Annotated in this window: 18 protein-coding genes; 9 read left to right on the top strand and 9 right to left on the bottom strand. The window is 71.3% G+C overall.

Annotated features, from left to right (window positions below):
- The first annotated feature begins 20 nt into the window (after positions 1–20).
- The 6 genes from Raf01_RS34740 (at position 21) to Raf01_RS34715 (ending at position 4,872) form a co-directional block, all read left to right on the top strand.
- Positions 21–1,073: an aldose epimerase family protein gene (locus tag Raf01_RS34740; RefSeq protein WP_203922329.1), complete on the top strand. Its 1,053-nt coding sequence runs from the start codon at positions 21–23 to the stop codon at positions 1,071–1,073.
- 82 nt (positions 1,074–1,155) lie between these two features.
- Complete coding sequence (locus Raf01_RS34735) at positions 1,156–1,758, top strand: GNAT family N-acetyltransferase (protein ID WP_239134207.1); 603 nt, start codon at positions 1,156–1,158, stop codon at positions 1,756–1,758.
- A gap of 71 nt (positions 1,759–1,829) precedes the next feature.
- Complete coding sequence (locus tag Raf01_RS34730; RefSeq protein ID WP_203922327.1) at positions 1,830–2,300, top strand: GNAT family N-acetyltransferase; 471 nt, start codon at positions 1,830–1,832, stop codon at positions 2,298–2,300.
- A gap of 118 nt (positions 2,301–2,418) precedes the next feature.
- Positions 2,419–3,015, top strand: a complete 597-nt coding sequence (locus tag Raf01_RS34725; RefSeq protein ID WP_239134206.1) for a GNAT family N-acetyltransferase — start codon at positions 2,419–2,421, stop codon at positions 3,013–3,015.
- A 262-nt stretch (positions 3,016–3,277) separates the two neighbouring features.
- Positions 3,278–3,817, top strand: coding sequence for a DinB family protein (locus Raf01_RS34720; RefSeq protein ID WP_203922326.1), 540 nt, complete (start codon positions 3,278–3,280; stop codon positions 3,815–3,817).
- 212 nt (positions 3,818–4,029) lie between these two features.
- The gene (locus tag Raf01_RS34715) at positions 4,030–4,872 is read left to right on the top strand and encodes an SAM-dependent methyltransferase (protein WP_203922367.1); all 843 of its coding nucleotides are present in this window, start codon (positions 4,030–4,032) and stop codon (positions 4,870–4,872) included.
- Between the two features lie 256 nt (positions 4,873–5,128).
- On the opposite strand, the gene Raf01_RS34710 is transcribed toward Raf01_RS34715, so the two are convergent.
- The 7 genes from Raf01_RS34710 to Raf01_RS34680 form a co-directional block, all read right to left on the bottom strand.
- A complete protein-coding gene (locus tag Raf01_RS34710) occupies positions 5,129–6,022 on the bottom strand; it encodes a class I SAM-dependent methyltransferase (protein ID WP_203922325.1) in 894 nt (297 codons plus the stop codon).
- Positions 6,022–7,014: an ABC transporter substrate-binding protein gene (locus Raf01_RS34705; RefSeq protein WP_203922324.1), complete on the bottom strand. Its 993-nt coding sequence runs from the start codon at positions 7,012–7,014 to the stop codon at positions 6,022–6,024. Before Raf01_RS34705 ends, Raf01_RS34710 begins: the two co-directional genes overlap by 1 nt.
- A gap of 554 nt (positions 7,015–7,568) precedes the next feature.
- Positions 7,569–8,111 carry a P-loop nucleotide/nucleoside kinase family protein gene (locus Raf01_RS34700; protein ID WP_275413116.1) on the bottom strand — a complete coding sequence of 181 codons (543 nt, stop codon included), beginning with the start codon at positions 8,109–8,111 and terminating at the stop codon, positions 7,569–7,571.
- Entirely contained in the window at positions 8,108–8,827 is a 720-nt protein-coding gene (locus tag Raf01_RS34695) for a maltokinase N-terminal cap-like domain-containing protein (protein WP_203922322.1), read from the bottom strand. The genes Raf01_RS34700 and Raf01_RS34695 overlap by 4 nt, the downstream gene beginning before the upstream one ends.
- Before the next feature lie 31 nt (positions 8,828–8,858).
- A complete protein-coding gene (locus tag Raf01_RS34690) occupies positions 8,859–9,878 on the bottom strand; it encodes a hypothetical protein (RefSeq protein ID WP_203922321.1) in 1,020 nt (339 codons plus the stop codon).
- 296 nt (positions 9,879–10,174) lie between these two features.
- Complete coding sequence (locus Raf01_RS34685) at positions 10,175–11,467, bottom strand: sensor histidine kinase (RefSeq protein WP_203922320.1); 1,293 nt, start codon at positions 11,465–11,467, stop codon at positions 10,175–10,177.
- Positions 11,457–12,137, bottom strand: a complete 681-nt coding sequence (locus Raf01_RS34680) for a response regulator transcription factor (protein ID WP_203922319.1) — start codon at positions 12,135–12,137, stop codon at positions 11,457–11,459. The genes Raf01_RS34685 and Raf01_RS34680 overlap by 11 nt, the downstream gene beginning before the upstream one ends.
- A 231-nt stretch (positions 12,138–12,368) precedes the next feature.
- On the opposite strand from Raf01_RS34680, the gene Raf01_RS34675 reads away from it, so the two are divergent.
- Positions 12,369–12,965 (top strand): M15 family metallopeptidase, encoded by a 597-nt coding sequence (locus tag Raf01_RS34675; protein WP_203922318.1) that lies wholly within the window; start codon positions 12,369–12,371, stop codon positions 12,963–12,965.
- 215 nt (positions 12,966–13,180) lie between these two features.
- Entirely contained in the window at positions 13,181–14,479 is a 1,299-nt protein-coding gene (locus Raf01_RS34670; protein ID WP_203922317.1) for a hypothetical protein, read from the top strand.
- Between the two features lie 185 nt (positions 14,480–14,664).
- Here the strand turns inward: Raf01_RS34670 and Raf01_RS34665 are convergent, their stop codons facing one another.
- Positions 14,665–15,477, bottom strand: a complete 813-nt coding sequence (locus Raf01_RS34665; protein WP_203922316.1) for an SAM-dependent methyltransferase — start codon at positions 15,475–15,477, stop codon at positions 14,665–14,667.
- A gap of 176 nt (positions 15,478–15,653) precedes the next feature.
- Positions 15,654–16,358: a polysaccharide deacetylase family protein gene (locus Raf01_RS34660; protein ID WP_203922315.1), complete on the bottom strand. Its 705-nt coding sequence runs from the start codon at positions 16,356–16,358 to the stop codon at positions 15,654–15,656.
- A gap of 252 nt (positions 16,359–16,610) precedes the next feature.
- Here Raf01_RS34660 and Raf01_RS34655 point away from each other — a divergent pair, with 252 nt between their 5' ends.
- Entirely contained in the window at positions 16,611–17,636 is a 1,026-nt protein-coding gene (locus Raf01_RS34655; RefSeq protein WP_239134205.1) for a LacI family DNA-binding transcriptional regulator, read from the top strand.
- Positions 17,637–17,651: the final 15 nt, after the last annotated feature.

Raw genomic sequence — 17,651 nt, 5'->3', positions numbered from 1 at the left:
GGAACGCGCGAGAGGATGACATGAGCCGGTCTGTGGAACGCCTGCCGTTCGGTACCACGTCGAGCGGAGAACCGATCGAACGCTGGCGGCTGGACAACGGGCGCGGCGTCACCGCCGACGTGCTGTCGTACGGGGCGATCCTGCACGCCTTCGCGGTACCGGACTCGTCCGGCCAGCCCGGTTCGATCGTCCTCGCCCCGCCGGACGCCGAGTCGTACCTGGGCGCGACCGCCTACTACGGTGCGGTCGCCGGCCGGTTCGCCAACCGGATCGCGGACGGCCGGTTCACGCTCGACGGGCAGGAATACACGCTGCCGGTCAACGACCGCGGCCACACCCTGCACGGCGGCACGGACGGCTTCGACAGCCGGATCTGGCGGGTCGAACCGGTCGCCGACCAGCCGGACCGGGCCGCGGTGCGGCTGTCCCTGACCAGTCCGGACGGGGACATGGGGTTCCCCGGCACGCTGACCGTGTCGGTCACCTACACGCTGGACGCCGACGGCACCCTGGCCCTCGACTACCACGCGGTCACCGACCGCCCGACCGTGCTGAACCTGACCAACCACGCGTACTTCAACCTGGCCGGCAGCGAGAACGTCCTCGACCACGTGCTCACCGTCGACGCCGACCACTACCTGCCGGCGGACGCCACCGCGATCCCGCACGGGCCGGCCAAGCCGGTGGCCGGTACCCCCTTCGACTTCACCTCGGCGCACCCGCTCGGCGCCCGGATCGGCGAACCGGACGAGCAGTTGCTCGACGCGGGCGGGTACGACCACTGCTGGGTGCTGCGCCCGCACGAGGGGCTGGCACGGGCGGCCGTGCTGACCGACCCGGCCAGCGGCCGGCGCCTGGAGGTGTGGACGACCGAACCGGGTGTCCAGGTCTACACGAGTAACAAGCTGGACGGCACGCTCGCCGACGCGGGCGGGCGGCGCCACCTGCGGCACAGCGCGGTGTGCCTGGAGACGCAGCACCTCCCCAACTCCCCCAACGTGCCGGACTACCCGACGACGGTCCTGCTCCCGGGTGAGACGTTCACCAGCCGGACCGAACTCCGCACCGCCTGAGGCCGGGGACGCGATGGCTGCCGTCCGGCGGGCTGCCGTCCAGGGGGCTGCCGTCCAGGGGGCTGCCGTCCAGAGGGCCGCCGTGTTGCGGGCTGTTGTGTTGCGGGCGGCTCCGACCCGGTCCGCCCCGGGCCTGGTACTGCGCCCGTGGACCGACGCGGACGCCGGGCCGCTGCTGGAGGCGTACCGGGACCCGGTGCTGCGCCGCTTCACCATTCAACCGGTACGCGACGACGAGGACGCGGCCCGGTGGCTCGTGGCACAGCGGGACGGCTGGGACAGCGGCCGGCGGTTCAGCTTCGCGGTGCTCCAGGACGGCCCGGATCCCGGGGCCGCCCCGCTGGTCGCGAACGTGGTACTGAAGCTGGCCGGCTCGATGGACGGGTACGCCGACGTCGGGTACTGGACGGCCGGGTACGCACGCGGGCGGGGCATCGCCCCACGGGCAGTCGAGGCGCTCACGGCCTGGGCGTTCGGCACGTTCGCCGGCAACGGCCTGGACCGGCTGGCGCTCGTGCACCAGGTGGACAACCACGCATCGTGCCGGGTCGCGGAGAAGACCGGCTACGCCTTCGCGCGGATCCTGCCGGCCCGGCCACCGTTTCCGCGGGAAGGCCACCTGCACGTCCGACACTGGCGGGTGACTGGGCCATCGCAACTGGGGCATCGTGACCGGCCATCGTGACCGGGGCATGGTGACCGGGGCATGGTGACCGGGCATCGTGACCGGGGCATGGTGATGCGCCAAGATGAGGCATGGCCATCCGCCCATTCACGGTAACGGACCTTGCGAGCACCCTGGCCCTCGACCGAGAGGCTTTCGCGGAGCAAGGCTACACGTCGATCGTGCTGCGCCAGGCGCGCGACGTCTTCGACGAACTGTTCCGGGTGTACGAGGACGGCGACGGCGGCATCGCCGGTTACGCGATGGGCGCGATCGCGACCGACCGGGCCACCGCGTGGATTCTCGCGCTGGCCGTGGCGAAGAAGCATCGCGGGGCAGGCATCGGCAGGGCGCTGACGGTGGACCTGCTCAGCCTGCTGCGTGCCCGTGGCGTCGCGGACGTTCTCCTCACCGTCGATCCGGCGAACACCGCGGCGATCAGCCTGTACCAGACCACCGGGTTCACCGTCGCGCGGACCGTCGACGACTACTTCGGGCCCGGCGAACGCCGGCTGGTCATGGTGCACCACCCCGAGCCGGTACCACAGAGCGGCCTGGCCTAGCCGGGTCGGCAGAGCAGCTCGGCACAGCCGAGCGCAGTCCGGCACAGCCGAGAGCGGGCCCGCACAGTCGAGTGCAGTCCGGCGTAGCCGGAGAAATCGGGTGCTCTACAGTCGGCTCGTGCCGTCACTCGCGACTTCGGCGCTGCCGCCCGGCTCGATGGCGGCGGTGGCCCAACCCGAGATCCGCGGCGACGGCGTACTGCTCCGGCCGTGGCGGGCAGCCGACCGCCCGGCCGTCGTCGCGGCGTACGCCGATCCCGCCATCCAACGCTGGCACTGCCGGTCGATGACCGAGGACGAGGCCCGGGACTGGATCGCCGCCTGGCCGCTGCGGTGGCGCGGCGAGACCGGCGCCGGGTGGGCGGTGCTCGACGTGGGTCTCGACGCGGATGTCGACGCGGGTCCCGTTGCCGGTCAGATCAGCCTGCGGCGGGTGAACCTCGGCGATGGGCTGGCCGAGGTGTCGTACTGGGTGCTGCCGCACGCCCGCGGCCGGGGTGTCGCCAGCCGGGCGCTGTCGGCGCTGACCGCGTGGTGTTTCGCCACGCTCGGGCTGCACAGGATCGAGGTCTACCACTCGACGGCGAACCCCGCGTCCTGCCGGGTCGCGCAGCGCGCCGGCTTCGCCGCCGAGGGGACGAAACGGAGCGAGGCCCGCCACGCGGACGGCTGGCACGACATGCACCTGCACGCGCGCCTCGCCGGCGACGGCTGACCGGACCTGGCGGCGCCCGCAGCGCGAACAACGCGGCTAACGCCCGCAGCGCAAAACCCGAGCCCAGGGCCCGCAGCGCAAAACACTCAGCCCAAGGCCTGCGGCGCCAAGACGCGCAGCGCGGAGGCCCGCGGCGCGAAAAGCGCAGCCCAAGGCCCGCGGCGCGAAACGCGCAGCCCAAGGCCCGCAGCGCGGAGCCCGCAGTGCGAGGGCCGGCGCGCGGGACCGCCGGGCCGTGGCCTCGCCGGTAGACTCACCGCACATGACCGACCTGGACGACCAGGGCCGCCCGGAACCTCCGCTCACCGGTGGCGACACCGACACCCTGGTGGGTTTCCTGGAATACCAGCGCGCGACCCTGGAGTGGAAGACCGCCGGGCTGGACGCCTCCGGCCTGAACACGACGGTCGCCGCGTCGTCGATGACGCTGGGCGGGATGCTCAAGCACCTGGCCTACGTCGAGGACTCGTGGTTTCCGCGGTGGTTCCTCGGCCGTGACCGGTCGGCTCCGTGGGACGCCGTGGATTGGAAGGCCGACCGCGACTGGGACTGGCACTCGGCCACCGAGGATTCACCCGAGCAGCTCCGTACGCTCTGGCAGGAGGCCGTGGCCCGGTCCCGCGCCGTGGTCGAGCAGGCGCTGGCCGGTGGCGGCATCGACCAGTTGTCGCAGCGCCGCTGGCCGGACGGCCGGACACCGAGCCTCCGCTGGATCCTGGTCCACATGATCGAGGAGTACGCGCGGCACAACGGCCATGCGGACCTCATCCGCGAGTCGATCGACGGGCTGACCGGAGAGTAGCGCAGACCAGGGCACGACCCGCCAGGGCACGACCTGCCAGGGCACGACCCGCCAGCAGCGACCCACCACGAGCGACCCGCCAGCAGCGCGGGGGTGGTTCGTTCGAGCGGGGCCGATTACGATGAGTCGGCCGTTGATGGACCGTCGGTTGCGAATTTTGAGACCGATCCCGGGGGGATCCTGTGACAGACCATCCTGCGACCGACCACGAGATGACCGACCACGAGGTGACCGGTCACGAGATCCCGTCGCGTGCCGAAGACCGGCCGGCGGCGCGGATCGACACCACGGTGCCGCATCCGGCCCGCCGGTACGACTACTGGCTCGGGGGCAAGGACAACTTCGCGGCGGACCGCGCGTCGGGCGACGCCATCGCGGCGGCGTTCCCGACCATCCGCACCGCCGCTATCGAAAACCGCCGCTTTCTGGCCCGGGCCGTCACGTTCCTGGCGCGGGAGGCGGGGATCCGCCAGTTCCTCGACATCGGCACCGGCATTCCGGCGGCGAACAACACCCACCAGGTCGCCCAGTCCATCGCTCCGGACGCTCGGGTGGTGTATGTGGACAATGACCCGATCGTACTGGCGCACGCGCGCGCCCTGCTGGCCAGCTCACCGGACGGTGCGACCGCGTACATCGACGCGGACCTGCGCGATCCGGAAAAGATCCTCGCGCAGCCGGACCTGCGGTCGACGCTCGACCTGTCCCGGCCCGTGGCGCTGATGCTGATCGCGGTCCTGCACTTCATCACCGACGACGACAACCCGCGCCGGATCGTCACACGCCTGATCGACGCACTCCCCTCAGGCAGCTACCTGGCCGTCTCCCACGCCACCTACGACGGCGTGCCACCGGAGATGATCACCGGCGGAAGCGGGCGGCACGGGACGCTGGCCATGCGCTCCTGGTCCGCGATCGCCGAATTCTTCGACGGCCTGGAGTTCGTCGAACCGGGACTCGTTCCGACCGCCCAGTGGCGCGACGACGACGAGCCGCAACCGCGCCCACTGCTGTCCGACGTCCAGATGTACGGCGGAGTGGCCAGGATCCCCTGACGTGGTGGAACCCGGTCGGTGAGGGCCCCGGTCGGTGAGGGCCCCGGTCGGTGAAGGCGCCCCGGTCGGTGAGCACCCGATCGGTGAGCACCCGGTCGGTGAAGGCCCCGGTCGGTGAAGGCCCCGGTCGGTGAAGGCGCCCCGGTCGGTGAGCGCCCGGCGGGCACCCGGCCGGTGGACACCCCAGCCGGCGGACAACTCAGCCGGCGGACAACCCAGGCGGTTGGCGAGCGGCCGGCGGGCAGCCGGCCGCGGCTCATCCTTGTCGCCCGCGGGCCGGTCCGGCGAGCTGGCCGCTGGTGCTGTGCAACGCGTGGCCGGCCACCACCACCGCCGGGTCGTGCAGCAGCCGGTCGGCCCGCTCCAACTCGGCGGCGGTCAGGCCGGCGCGCATCATGGGCGCGCGTACCTGTGCGGACGCGGCGGAGAGCATCCGGCATCCGGGGCCGCCGCCGGGCCACGGCGTCTGGTACACCGAGGTGCGGACCTCACGCAGCCCCAACCCACGGAACACGGCCTCCGCCCGGCTCGGCCAGACCTGTTCGTTGCCCCGCTCGGCCAGCGCGCCGAGGTACGCCGCCTCGAACCGGCGCAAAAGCGCCGCGTCGTCGGCGGTGGGTGCCTCGATCACGAACGTGTCGACACCCACCGGCACCATGTCCTCGGTCAGCACCCAGCCACCGGGTATCAGCGACAGGATCATGTTGGCGACCGCCGCGCGCGGATCGATGAGCCAGTTGCACAGCGCCCGCGCGTGTACCAGGTCGAACGGCCCGTCGGGCACCGGACCGACGGTGATGTCGTGAGCCCGCGGCAGTACCCGCGGATGCTCCCTGATCAGCGCCGGGTTGACATCGGTCGCGACCACGAGGCCGCCCTCCGCGAGACCGCCGTCCACGAGGCCGTCCTCCGCGAGACCGTCCCCCGCGGGGCCGCCGCCGGCGACCGCGTCGGCGAACCGGTGTGCCATCGAGCCGCCGCCCGCGGCGACCTCCGCGATCCGCAGTCCGGAAAGGACCGGCAGCAGCGCGCTGACGCACCGCGAGGTGGCGTCGTCGAACAGGTCCGCCAGCGCGTCGTGGTGGTCCGGGGAGCGGTCGTGTTCGTTGCTGAACGGGTACCCGGCCGCCGGCAGGAGCGTCTCGTCCATCACGAGCCGTCCGGTACGAGGTCGAACCGCACGATGTCCGCCGGGGTCGGCTTCGTCTTGATGAGCCCGGCGTCCTGCAGCAGCGCGATGCCCCTGTTCACCTTCTCCTCGTCGAGTTGCCCGGTGAACACGAAGGGCGCCATCGCCGCCATGGTACGGGCGGACAGGTCCGCCGCGTCGGTGGAGACCGCGGCGTGGATGAACCGGCCGGCGTCCTCGGGGTGGGCGATGGCGTCCCGCAAGCCCTTCATCAGCGCGCCCACGAACCGGCGTACCTCGTCCGGCTTCTCGTTGACGTAGTCGGTGGGGGCGATGATGACGGAGCCGTACAGATCCGTCAGGTACGTGTCGTACCGCAGAACATTCGTCGTCTTGCCCGGCACGTTGAGGCTGAGCGCGTCGAGGGCGGACTCGCCGATCGCCGCCACCTTGCCGGCCTGCAGCATGAGCGGCAACTGCGGCGTGTTCGCGTTGGTGATCCGCACCCGCTTCGGGTCGAACCCGGCCAGCCGGGCGTACGACGGGAACAGGGTCTGCGTCGCCGCGCCGGCGGCGGTCGCCACGGTCTTGCCCACCAAGTCGACCGGCTTGGTGACCTCGTCGCCCAGGCTGACCATCGACACCGTGGTGGTCCGCTGGATGGCGGCCACCATCCGGAAGTTCCGGTCGTACTTCTCGCTCAGTCGCAGGGCGCTGGCGTACTCGACCACGGCGAAGTCGGCCTTACCGGCGGCCAGGGTGGTCGCGTTGTAGTCGGCGGGCTGGCCGGCGAGGACGGTGACGTCGAAACCGGCGTCCCGGAAGTACCCGCGGGCGATGGGTACCTGCCAGTACTCCTCGCGGGGATTGGTACCGAACGCGGTGAGCACGCGCCGCTGGACGATCGGGCGGTCCTGACGCGGGGTGGAGTGTGATGACTTGCCGCACGATCCGGTGACTGCCAATGCCGCGGCCGAAGCCCCGGCGGTCATCAGTTGTCGCCTGGTCAGCATGGCGGTATCTCCTCGAGAGAGCACACGGATATGGCGCCGGCCGGGAAAGCGGTATCGCTGACGACGTTCCGACCATTCGCACGTTCCGCGGCCACGACGACCGGGCGTGCCCAACGGCGCATGGTCCGCCACCTCCCCGTCAGATGGCCTTAGGGTCCTGCGGCTCTGCCGCCGATTCCCGGCCGCTTGACCGCGGCGCCTCGTTCTTCGGCGCCGCTGACGCCCGGACGACGGATCGACGTCTGGACATCGCCTCGGCTTGACGGGATCGGCAGGACAGGACCTAGACGCCAGAAGTGTGCGGCACCGGCATGCCGGTGGCAATGCAATTGATTGTCGTAAATGCTACTGAGCAAATTGCCGATTGTGAGGCATTCTCACTCTCTCGGCCTCACCCTCCCGGCGCTTCCCAGACAGGGAACCAGAATGCCGGCGCGGTCGAACGCCCGTCCCGGGAAACCGACGACAGGGACCGCACAATGACGCATTTCGATCCGTGCGGCACCGGCGGAATCGACACCGGGCCGATCAGAGCGGAACGGCCCACGTTCCGGTCAACGATCAGCCTCTGCGCCGGGCAGGGCCGGGACGTGATCGCTGACCGGAACGATCTCCTCGCCCTCACCGGACGGTGGCTCAAAGCTGTCGAGGTAGTGGGCGAACAGTTCCTCGGTGATCGGGAACGCGGCATTGGCGTCGAAGCGCGCGGCTCGCACCCGCAGGCGCCCCCGCAGCAGCTCCGGGTCGGCCCGCAGGTAGACCAGGCGCCAGCGCCCGCCGGCCCGCTCGATCAGCTGCTTGTACTCCTGCCGCAGGGACCGCTGCCAGAAGCTGGAGTCGACAACCACGTCCCGGCCCTCGGCAATCAGGGAGAGCATGCGTTCTCGCACGGCCTCCCTCGCCACTCGCGTGTGTCGCTCGTACTCGTCGGGCTCATAGTCGACGCCGTAACGGCCGAAGCGGTCCCAGATCTCCTCGTCGACGGACAGGCGCACGTAGCCTCGGGTTTCGAGGTCCTTGGCATACGTGGTCTTGCCCGAGCCGGCGATCCCGCACAAGAGGACCACTTCAGCCTGCCCTCGCTCGGAGTGCCTCACTCGCCGGCGCGGCTCGCGGTGACGGCGACCGCGGAGGTCGATGCGCCGTCCGGCACCTGCCAGGTCACCACGACGTGCCCGGGCACGTCGCCGTCCGGTGTGGAGCCGTCCGGTGTGGCGCCGTCCGGTGTGGCGCCGTCCGGTGTACCGGCGTCCCCGAGCACTCGCCGTACCCACAACCGCACGCCGGCCGACCCGCCCCGGGCATCCGTGGTCGCGGCAAGGACCCGCGTCCCCGCACGGTCGTTGTCCATGACCGCACAGCCGCCGACGGTGAAGGGCTCGCCGGGCACCGGTGCGTGACGGACCGTCGGGTCCGGCGTGTCGGTCAGGCTCTGCGCCTGCGCCTGCGTCTCGCCCTGCATCAGTGCGATCAGCTGACGCACGAGTACCGGGTCGTGCGTGCCGTCGTAGACGAACCGGTGGCCGAGCACGCCATGCTCCGTCGTACCGATGAGGCCGTCCGCCGCCTCCGCGCACGCCGCACCACGGTAAGTCATCGGCAGGTGGTACGTGACCGGTTCCGGCCCCGAGGTGTCCACAGCGACCATGAACTCGATGCCGACCTCGCCCTCGGGGTCGTCGAGGCGGAATCCACCCACCTTGGCCAGTCGCGGCTCACCCGCGGTGCCCAGGTACCACGGCTGCTTCGGCAGCCAGACGGTCAGCAGTTCCAGCTTCGTGGGTACCAGCGTGGTCTTGTGGATGACGGACATGCGGGAACCATCGCATATTCACGAGCGCGAATCAGTGTGCGGTCCCGGCGCACCACAGCGACGTGCCGTGGTCGGTGACGCACACGTCCCCGTTGGCCTGCAGCACCAGGACCGCACCGTCGTGCCGCTCGGTGTGACTGCTCCACAACGCCTGCTTCGCCGCGTTGTAGACGACGAAGTTCCCGTCCGCCTGGAACGTCGCCTGGCTACCGGCGCCAGCGGTTCCCGACCGCCATCGGGTGGTGCCGTTCTCGTCGACGATGACGAGATCGCCGTCCTGCCGCATCTCCAACTGGATGCGGTTGGTCCGCAACGAGTCCCCGCGGAACAGCGCCTTGGTCGCGACGACCGTCAACGACGTCCACTCGGTGGGCGCGTCAGCCGGCGTCGTGGGTGCAGCGGGCGGTGACGGCGACGCCGCGCCGGGACGGGTCGGTACCGCCGGGATGCCGGGCGCGCGGGTCGGTGAGCGCATCGCCGGCGGTACCCGACTGGGAACCGCGGACGGCGTGCCGCTCGCGACAACGGACGGTACCGCCGCCGGAACGCCGGCAGTGCCGCCGAACATGGACGGCAGCGCGTGGACGGGTTGCTGCGGATCCACCGGCGCCAGATTTTCCGGGCCCCGGGTGATCGCCACGACCGTCACGGCCCCCAGCGCGGTCAGCACCAGCAGTACCGCCACGGCAAGGAACGGCGCCGGACCCTGCCGGGCGACCGACAGCAGGCGCGCCAGCCCCGTACGCCCCGCCCTCGTGCGGTGCAATCTCGTGGCCGGTGCGGCGTCCCGCTCACCGTCCGCGCCACCTTGAGCGTCGCCGCCAGCGTCACCGCCGCCATCACTGCGAGCGTTACCGTCGCCGCCAGCGCCAGCGGGTGCGGCGTCCGACGCGGGTACCGCCGGTAGTTGCACGGTGGTCTCGCTGTCGCCCGCTCCGTCAGTCACCGCGCCACGAATCGCCTCGCTCACGGTGCCGCCGTCCGTCGGGACGGCACCTCCGGTCGCTTCGGTCTCCGCCGGGTTCACTTCGCCGCGATCACCCTTCTGCATCCGCCTGATCGGGTCCGAATCCGCGCGGTCGAACCGCGCCCGCGTGATCGGGTCTCGTCCGTGTGGCCGGTCCTTGCGCGTGTGACTTGGGTCTGCGCGTGTGCTCGGTCTTGCGCGATGTCAGGTATTCCGCGTGTCGGGTCTTGTGCGTGTGATCGGGCTTAGCCGCTGGTCGACGCGTTGGGCGCTCGTCGGGCCGCTGTCGCTAGGACCGGCCAGTCGTGCGGACCGGCCAGTCGTGCGGACCGGCCGGGAGGCTCGACCGGCGGGCGCCCCGGCGTTCCCGCCGCGACAGCCTACCGGAGCCGTACGCCGAAAGCGTTCGCGGCGGTTGCCGCGCTGGCGTCCGGAACGCTGGTGTCGCCGGCAACCAAGCCCGTGCCCGAGTTGCGGCCCGAGCCGCCGCTCCGGCTGCCGGGCGTCGCGTCGCGGTCCGGGAGCGTGACGCTGACGTCGAGTCCTCCCCCGTTCCTGGGCACGATCGCGAGCCTGCCGCCGTGGACCTCGGTGATGCGGGCGACGAGGGTCAGCCCGAGGCCGTGGCCCGGCACCGCCGGCGCACCGCGGCCGCCCCCCGCCGCATCCCGAGACGCCGTGTCCCGGGACGGCCGGCCGGCCCGTCCGGTACCCCGCAGGAACGGCTCGGCCAGCCGCGCCGCGACATCGGCGGGGTAGACGTCCCCGGTGTTCTGGACGCGCAGGGTGACCGAACGGCGCCGGGGGTCGTGGTGCGTGGACACCCACGCGCTGCCCGGCGAGTGGTTGTGCCGGATCGCGTTCTGCACCAGGTTCGCGGCCAGTTGAGCGAGCAGCGCGGCGTCGCCCACGACCGGGGCGCGCTCCAGCCGGGTCGTGACCGTCACCCGGTACCCGTCGGCTTCGGGCGCGTGCTCCGCGACCGCCGCGTCGACGACCGCGGCGAGGTCCACCGGTTCGGCGACCGCGGTGATGGCGTTGGCGTCGGCGAGCCTCAGGAGCGCCTCGGTGAGGCGGATCGCCCGGGCGTTGGTGATGCGCAGCCGTTCGATGAGGGCGCGCTGGTCCTGCCCGTCCGGGTCGCGGCGGGCGACGTCCAGGAGCGTTTCCGTGATGGCCAGCGGGGTGCGCAGTTCGTGCGCGGCGTTGGCCGCGAAGCGCTCGTGCGCGCCGAACCCGTCGGCGATCCGGTCGAGCATGTGGTCGAAGGTGTCGGCGAGTTGCCGGAACTCGTCGTTGCGGCCGGAGAGCCGGATCCGGTGGTCGAGGCGGCCGGTGGCGGCGATCTCGGCCGCCTCGTTGATGCGCCGCAACGGGCGCAGTACCCAACCGGAGAGCAGCCAGCCGCCACCGAGACCGATCACCGCCAGCCCACCGAGCGTGTAGCCGGACAGCTTCACGAGGGTGCCCAGGATCTGAGCGCGCCCCGCGATCGGGCCGGTGTCGCGCGGGTTCGCCGCGGTCAGCGGGTAGTTCGGCACGTACCGCACGACGACGTAGACACCCAGCAACGTCGCGGCGCCGGCCGCGATGAGGAACGCCGCGTAGCCGAGGGTGAGCCGGAGCCGGGCGCTGACCCGGGGCCGGAACACCGGTCGCGACTCAGCTGCCATGGGACTTCTCCGGGGCGGCGAGCCGGTACCCCGCGCCGGACACGGTACGGATGAGGTCCGGTTCGCCGAGCACCTTGCGCAGGGTCGACATGGTGACCCGGGGAGCGCTGGTGAACGGGTCGGCATTCTCGTCCCACGCCTTCTCCAGGAGCGTCTCGGCGCTGACGACGCCGCCGGCCGCGCGCATCAGGAGCTCCAGGACGGCGAACTGCTTCCGGGTCAGTTTGAGGTAGCGCCCGGCACGGTATGCCTCCCGCCGGTACGGGTCCAGGCGCAGGTCCGCGAACTCCAACACCGGGCGCACGGCGGCCGGCGGGCGTCGCGCCAGCGCGCGGAGCCGCACGATCAGCTCCTCGAAGGCGAATGGCTTGGTGAGGTAGTCGTCGGCACCCAACTCGAACCCGCCGACCTTGTCCCGCAACCTGCCCGCCGCGGTCAGCATCAGGACCCGTACCGCCGGATGCTCCCGGGACAGGGTGGCGCAGACGATGTCCCCGTGCGTGCCGGGGATGTCGCGGTCCAGGACGACAGCGTCGTAGTCGTTGACCGCGATCCGCTCCAGCGCCTCGTCGCCGTCGAACGCGACGTCGGCCGCGATGGCCTCGTGGCGGAGCCCGGCCTGCAGAGCCTCGGCGAGGAAGACCTCGTCCTCGACCACCAGCACACGCATCCTCGACCCCCGCTGTTTCGCCTGACCATTTGCCCCGACCACTTGACCGGGGCATTTCACCCAGCCACTTCACCCGGCCATTTCGCCTGGTCACTCGCCTGATCATCCAGTCTAGGCACCGGCCGTGTTGCGAAATTGTGTGCTGATCCGTGAACGCCGCCACAACACGCGCTCCCCTGAGATGGCGGTCGGGAGATCGGGCGCCGGCCCGACCCGACCGGAAGGATTGCCATGCGTTCCCAGCCATCACGATCGACCCGACTCTGGCGCGCGGCCGGTGCCCTCGCCGCCGTCGCGGCGCTCGCCGCCGGTGCGGGCGGCTGTGCCGCGGCGAACCGGGCACGGTCGGCCATCACGGGCAGTCCCGCCCGGGCGGACGGCGGACTGACCGCCGCTGACGGGTACATTCCGGACGGGCAGTCGGTGTCGCCGTTCGACGACAGCGTCCCGGCCATCGGCAAGCTCGACCCCGCCCTGCGTACGGCGATCCAGCAGGCCGCGAAGGACGCCGCCGGGGACGGCGTGACCATGGTGATCGACAGTGGCTGGCGCAGCAAGCGGCTGCAGAAGGCACTGCTGGACCAGGCCATCGTCACGTACGGCAGCGAGCAGGAAGCCCGCAAATGGGTCAACACGCCGGATAAGTCGACACACGTGTCCGGCAAGGCGGTGGACGTCGGGCCCACCGACGCGGACAGCTGGCTCAGCCAGCACGGCAACGACTACGGCCTGTGCCAGGTTTACACCAACGAGATGTGGCACTACGAGCTGACCGTGGCGCCCGGCGACACCTGCCCCGTCCAGGTCTCGAACGCCTCGGCGGGCTGACCGCCGGCCCGCGCCCGACGCGGGCCGATCCCCGCCCGCTCGCCTCGGGCTGACCACCCGGCCGCGCTCGTCCCGGGCTCGCCACCCGGCCGTGCTCGGCGTTCCGCATCCGGATCCGCGGCGCCCCCGGGCATTTGCGCGTGGCCGGTAAAGTGTCCGGACATGTCGGTGGAGATCATGCTCGTGGTCGGCGGATCGATCGATGTGACTCCGCGGTGACCGGCACAGCGCTGGCCCTGCACGCGACCGTACTTCTCACGGTACTGCTCGGCCTGTCGGTGACCTGGCGGTCGCTGCACCGCGACCCGGAACCCGATCCGGCAGCGAGCGCGCCCGGCAGCGAGCAGGCCGACAGCCAACAGGCGAGTAGCCAGCGGGCCCTCAGACGGCACCGGCCCGGTTGGTGGCTCGCCGCGGTGATCCTGGCGATCGTCGTCAACCAGGTGCTCTTCAACGTGTACGCGCTGCGGATCCGGCACGGGGACCTGTCCGACCTCGCCGCCGACGTGCCGGACGGCTGGTTCGCGCTCGCCGACCACAACCGGCTGGTGGTCGCGCTCGCCAACCACTTCCCCGCCGCGCAGCTGTTGTCGGTCACCGCGTTGCGGATACCGTCGTTGCTGGAGCTGCCGTTTGGGCTGCTGTCGTACCTGACCGTGGTGAACTGGCTGGATCCCCGCCGGTACCGGCAACTGGCCACGCCCGCCGTACTCGGGCTGGCCAGCGTCGCGTACACGGTCACCTTCAGCCTCATCGAGTGGGCGCTGCCCACTCCGTACCGGGTGCAGGACCTGGTGCTGCGCGGGATCTCCGGGATCCTGTGCGCGATCCTGCTCCCGTTGCTGAACCGCGGCCGTTCGGCACCGGTGGGCGCCGGTGCTCCGCGTACCGCGAGCGAGCTGATGGCATTCGCCGCTTCGGCGGCCGCACTCGGGTACCTGGTCCTGGCCATGTACGACACGGTCCTGCTCTACAGCCTCGGCCGGGCGGGATCCCACCTGCTCGGGGCCGCCGTGGCGGTCGCGGTGCTCGCCGGCGCCCGGTTCACCGCGACCCGGCTGCGCCGCCGGCCGCTGGACCGGCCGGTCGGCTCCGGACTGGACACCCTCGACACTGGACTGTCCTGGTGGTTGGGCCTGTTCCTGGTACCGGCACTGGCCATCCGGTACGAGCTGGGCTTCGGTTCGTGGAAGGTGGCCGCCGTCGCGGGCACCCTGGTGATCGTCGTCGCGGCCATCGGTACCCTGCGCGAGGTCGCCGGCCGGCTACCGGTCACCGCCCGTCCCGCCGCGGTCCGGCGGACCTGGCTCATGCAGCTGGTCGCCGCGCTGCTCTCCGGCGCGGTGGCGGCCGGCGCCGGACTGGCCTCGCCGGCGGCCTACGCGGAAACCCGGCTGCTTCGCGCGGCGGTCGGCTTCGTCGTGGTCGCGACGCTGGTCTGTGCCGGATCGGATCGGCTCATCGGCCGCCGGCCGAACGAACCCGAACCGGCCGGCTCGAACCCGTCCGCCTGAACGAGGCGCGAACCCGCGGCTAGGCCGTGTCTCGAAGTGCTCGGTCGAGCCGAGGCGAGGTCCAGGCGGCCGTCCGGCAAGGCGTCGTTTCGTCCGGATACCGGTGTTGTATCCGGACGAAACGACAACGCCGCCGGTCGTCGTCTGGATCCGCCGCAGGCCGGCCAGGTACTTCGAGACATGGCCTACCGCTTCACCGCGACCCCGGCCCACTCACCGCTGCGCGAGGGGTCGTCGTCGAATTCCGACGAGGCGGTCGGGTCGGGCCACTGGTGCAGCCACACCAGCCCCGGCTTGACCAGTTCGAGGTCGCCGAAGAACCGTTGGATCTCGTCGTGGTTCCGGGACGCGGCCGAGGTCGTGGTCCGCTGCCGGTACACGTCGATGACCGCCTGGGTCTGCTTGCCGGCGGGTGCGAAGCTCTCCGCGGCCGCGGCGGAGATCACCAGGTAGCTGCCCTCCGGCAGCACGTCGACCAGTTGGCCGACGCAGTCGTACGCCTCGGCGTCGTCGGACAGGAAGTGCAGCACCGCGGCCAGCAGCAGGCCGACCGGCTGGTCGAAGTCCAGCAGCTTCGTCAGCCGCGGATGGTCGAGGATCGCCCGCGGTTCGCGCAGGTCCCCGCGGATCGCGGTGGCCAGCTCGTTGTGCTCCAGCAGTTCCAGGCTCTCGGCGACGGCGACCGGATCGGTGTCGACGTAGACCACTCGGGAGTCTGGCGCCGCCAGCTGGGCGATCTCGTGGACGTTGCCCTCGGTGGGGATGCCGGAGCCGATGTCGAGGAACTGGCGTATGCCGGCGCCGACCAGGAACTCCACGGCACGCCCCAGGAACCTGCGGTTGGCTTGGGCGATCACCGGGAACATCGGGAACTGCTCCATCACCCGATCGGCCGCCTCCCGGTCCGCGGGGAAGTTGTGGATGCCGCCCAGGTAGTAGTCGTACATCCGGGCGGCGGTGGCCGGTTTCTGCCGCCTGACCTGCCCCGCTGTGTCCATCGTGATCGCTCCCTTCGATCTGCCCACGATTCCCGGGTGCAATCCGACATGGCGGGCCAAGCCGTCCGAAATGTTCGCCGCTGTTCTGATCGCCATCATGTTCCTCTTGAGCGCCGCTTCCGGATAGCCGCGCGTTCACTATCTGCAACGAGTGCACGAAAGGGGCGGCGACACGCTCATTCGTCGGTCGCGGCGGAAGCCGGCGACACCGTCGGCGACACCCCTGGCGACACCGCCGGCGACACCGTCTGCGACGCAGTCACCGGCGTCAGGCTCACGGCGCGCAGGCCCAGGTCCCTGATGGCCTTGATGACGCGGGGCAGCGCGGCGACCGTCTGGGAACGGTCGCCACCACCGTCGTGCAGGAGTACCACCGCGCCGTCGGCCAGCGCGGAGCTGACGCCGCTCTCGATCGCCTCGACTCCCGGCCGCGTCCAGTCCCGGGCATGCACGCTCCAGAACGCGGGGATCAGACCGGCGGCCCGGATCGCGTCCAGCACGGCGACGCTGACCCGCCCGTCCGGCGGCCGCACGGCGGTCGGCTCGTGGCCGGTGACCTCCCGGATCAGCGCGCGGGTGCGGTCGATGTCGCGCCGCCGCTGCTCCGGGTCCTGCTCGGTCATCCGGATGTGGTCCCAGGCGTGGACCTCGACCGCGCAACCCAGGTCGGTCATCCGGCGCAGCGTCCGCTCGTTGCCGCGAATCTGCGAGCCGAGAACGAAGAACGTCGCCGGGCATCCGGTGTCTTCGAGAATGTCCAGGACCTCGCCGGTCCACGGTGGCTGCGGCCCGTCGTCGAAGGTCAGCGCGACGCGCCCGGCACGGTGACCGAAATCGGCGAGCCGCGTGACCGGCGTCTCGATGGGCCTGCTGTCATCCATGTGCGTCCCTTGGCGTGCGCCCCTTAGTCGAAAATGTTTCCGACAGAGGCAGCGACGCTTGTCGATAGCGCGAACCTTATGACCCGGCGGCGGACAGCGTCAATAAGCAGATAGACGGGCGTACGCGTGCAAAATGTTTCGGATCCTTCGCCCGATCCGATGGCTCCGCCGGTCCGGAATCCCACCCAAGCCTTGTCCACCCAGGTCAATTACCGCAAGCTAGGCACATCACGTCGACGGACAGGAGATCCCGTGGCCAGCGACGCATCCGAAAACATTTCGACCTCGGCCCGCCGCCCCACGCTGGCCACGGTCGCGTCGGCGGCCGGGGTCAGCATGCCCACCGTCTCCAAGGTGCTGAACGGCCGCCTCGACGTGTCCGCGGCCACTCGGGCGAAGGTGGAGCAGGCCATCCGCGACCTGCGGTACGTGCCGGTCGCCGGCCGGGCGCGCAGCGAAGAGCGGTTCGTCGAGATCGTGTTCGACGACCTGCTCAATCCCTACGCGGCCGAAATCATCAACGGTGCCGCCGACGCCGGCCTCGGCGAGGGCGTCACCGTGATCCCGAAGCGGCACACCGGCGACACTCCGCGCGAGTGGGCCAGGCGGGTCAGCGCCTCGGGCCGCGACGGCATCATCATCGTCACGTCGGTACTCACCTCGGAGCAGATCGCCCGCTTCCGCGAGGCGGGCCTGCCCATGGTGGTCATCGACACGGTCAACCTGCCGAGTGCGGAGTTCACCAGCATCGGTTCGACGAACTTCACCGGAGGTGTCGCCGCCACCGACCACCTGTTGAAGCTGGGGCACCGCCGCATCGGCCACATCAGCGGGCCGCTGACGCTGGCCTGTTCCGTGGCGCGGCGGCACGGGTACCGGGCAGCCCTGGACCGGGCCGGGATCTACGACCCGATCGAGGCGATGGGCTGGTTCAGCTACGACACCGGTGTCCGGGAGGCGTCGACCTGGCTGGGCCGGCCGGAGCGGCCGACGGCGATATTCGCCGGCTCCGACCAGATCGCGTTCGGCGTCATGGAGGCCGCGCGGCTCGCCGGGCTGCGGGTACCGGAGGATCTCAGCGTGGTCGGCTTCGACGACACGTACGCCGCGGCATCCACCTCACCACCGCTGACGACGGTGCACCAACCGCTGAAGGAGATGGGGGAACTCGCGGTACGGACACTCATGCGACTGCGCGCCGGAGAGCCCGTGGCGTCGCACCACGTCGAACTCGCCACCCGGCTGGAGGTCCGCGCGTCGACCGCTCCCGTCCGGTAGCCGCTTCCGTCCCGT

The sequence above is a fragment of the Rugosimonospora africana genome (assembly GCF_016862975.1).
Taxonomy (GTDB): domain Bacteria; phylum Actinomycetota; class Actinomycetes; order Mycobacteriales; family Micromonosporaceae; genus Rugosimonospora; species Rugosimonospora africana.
Note: the sequence above shows the minus strand (reverse complement) of the source record. Positions and strands in the feature narration are given on the sequence as shown.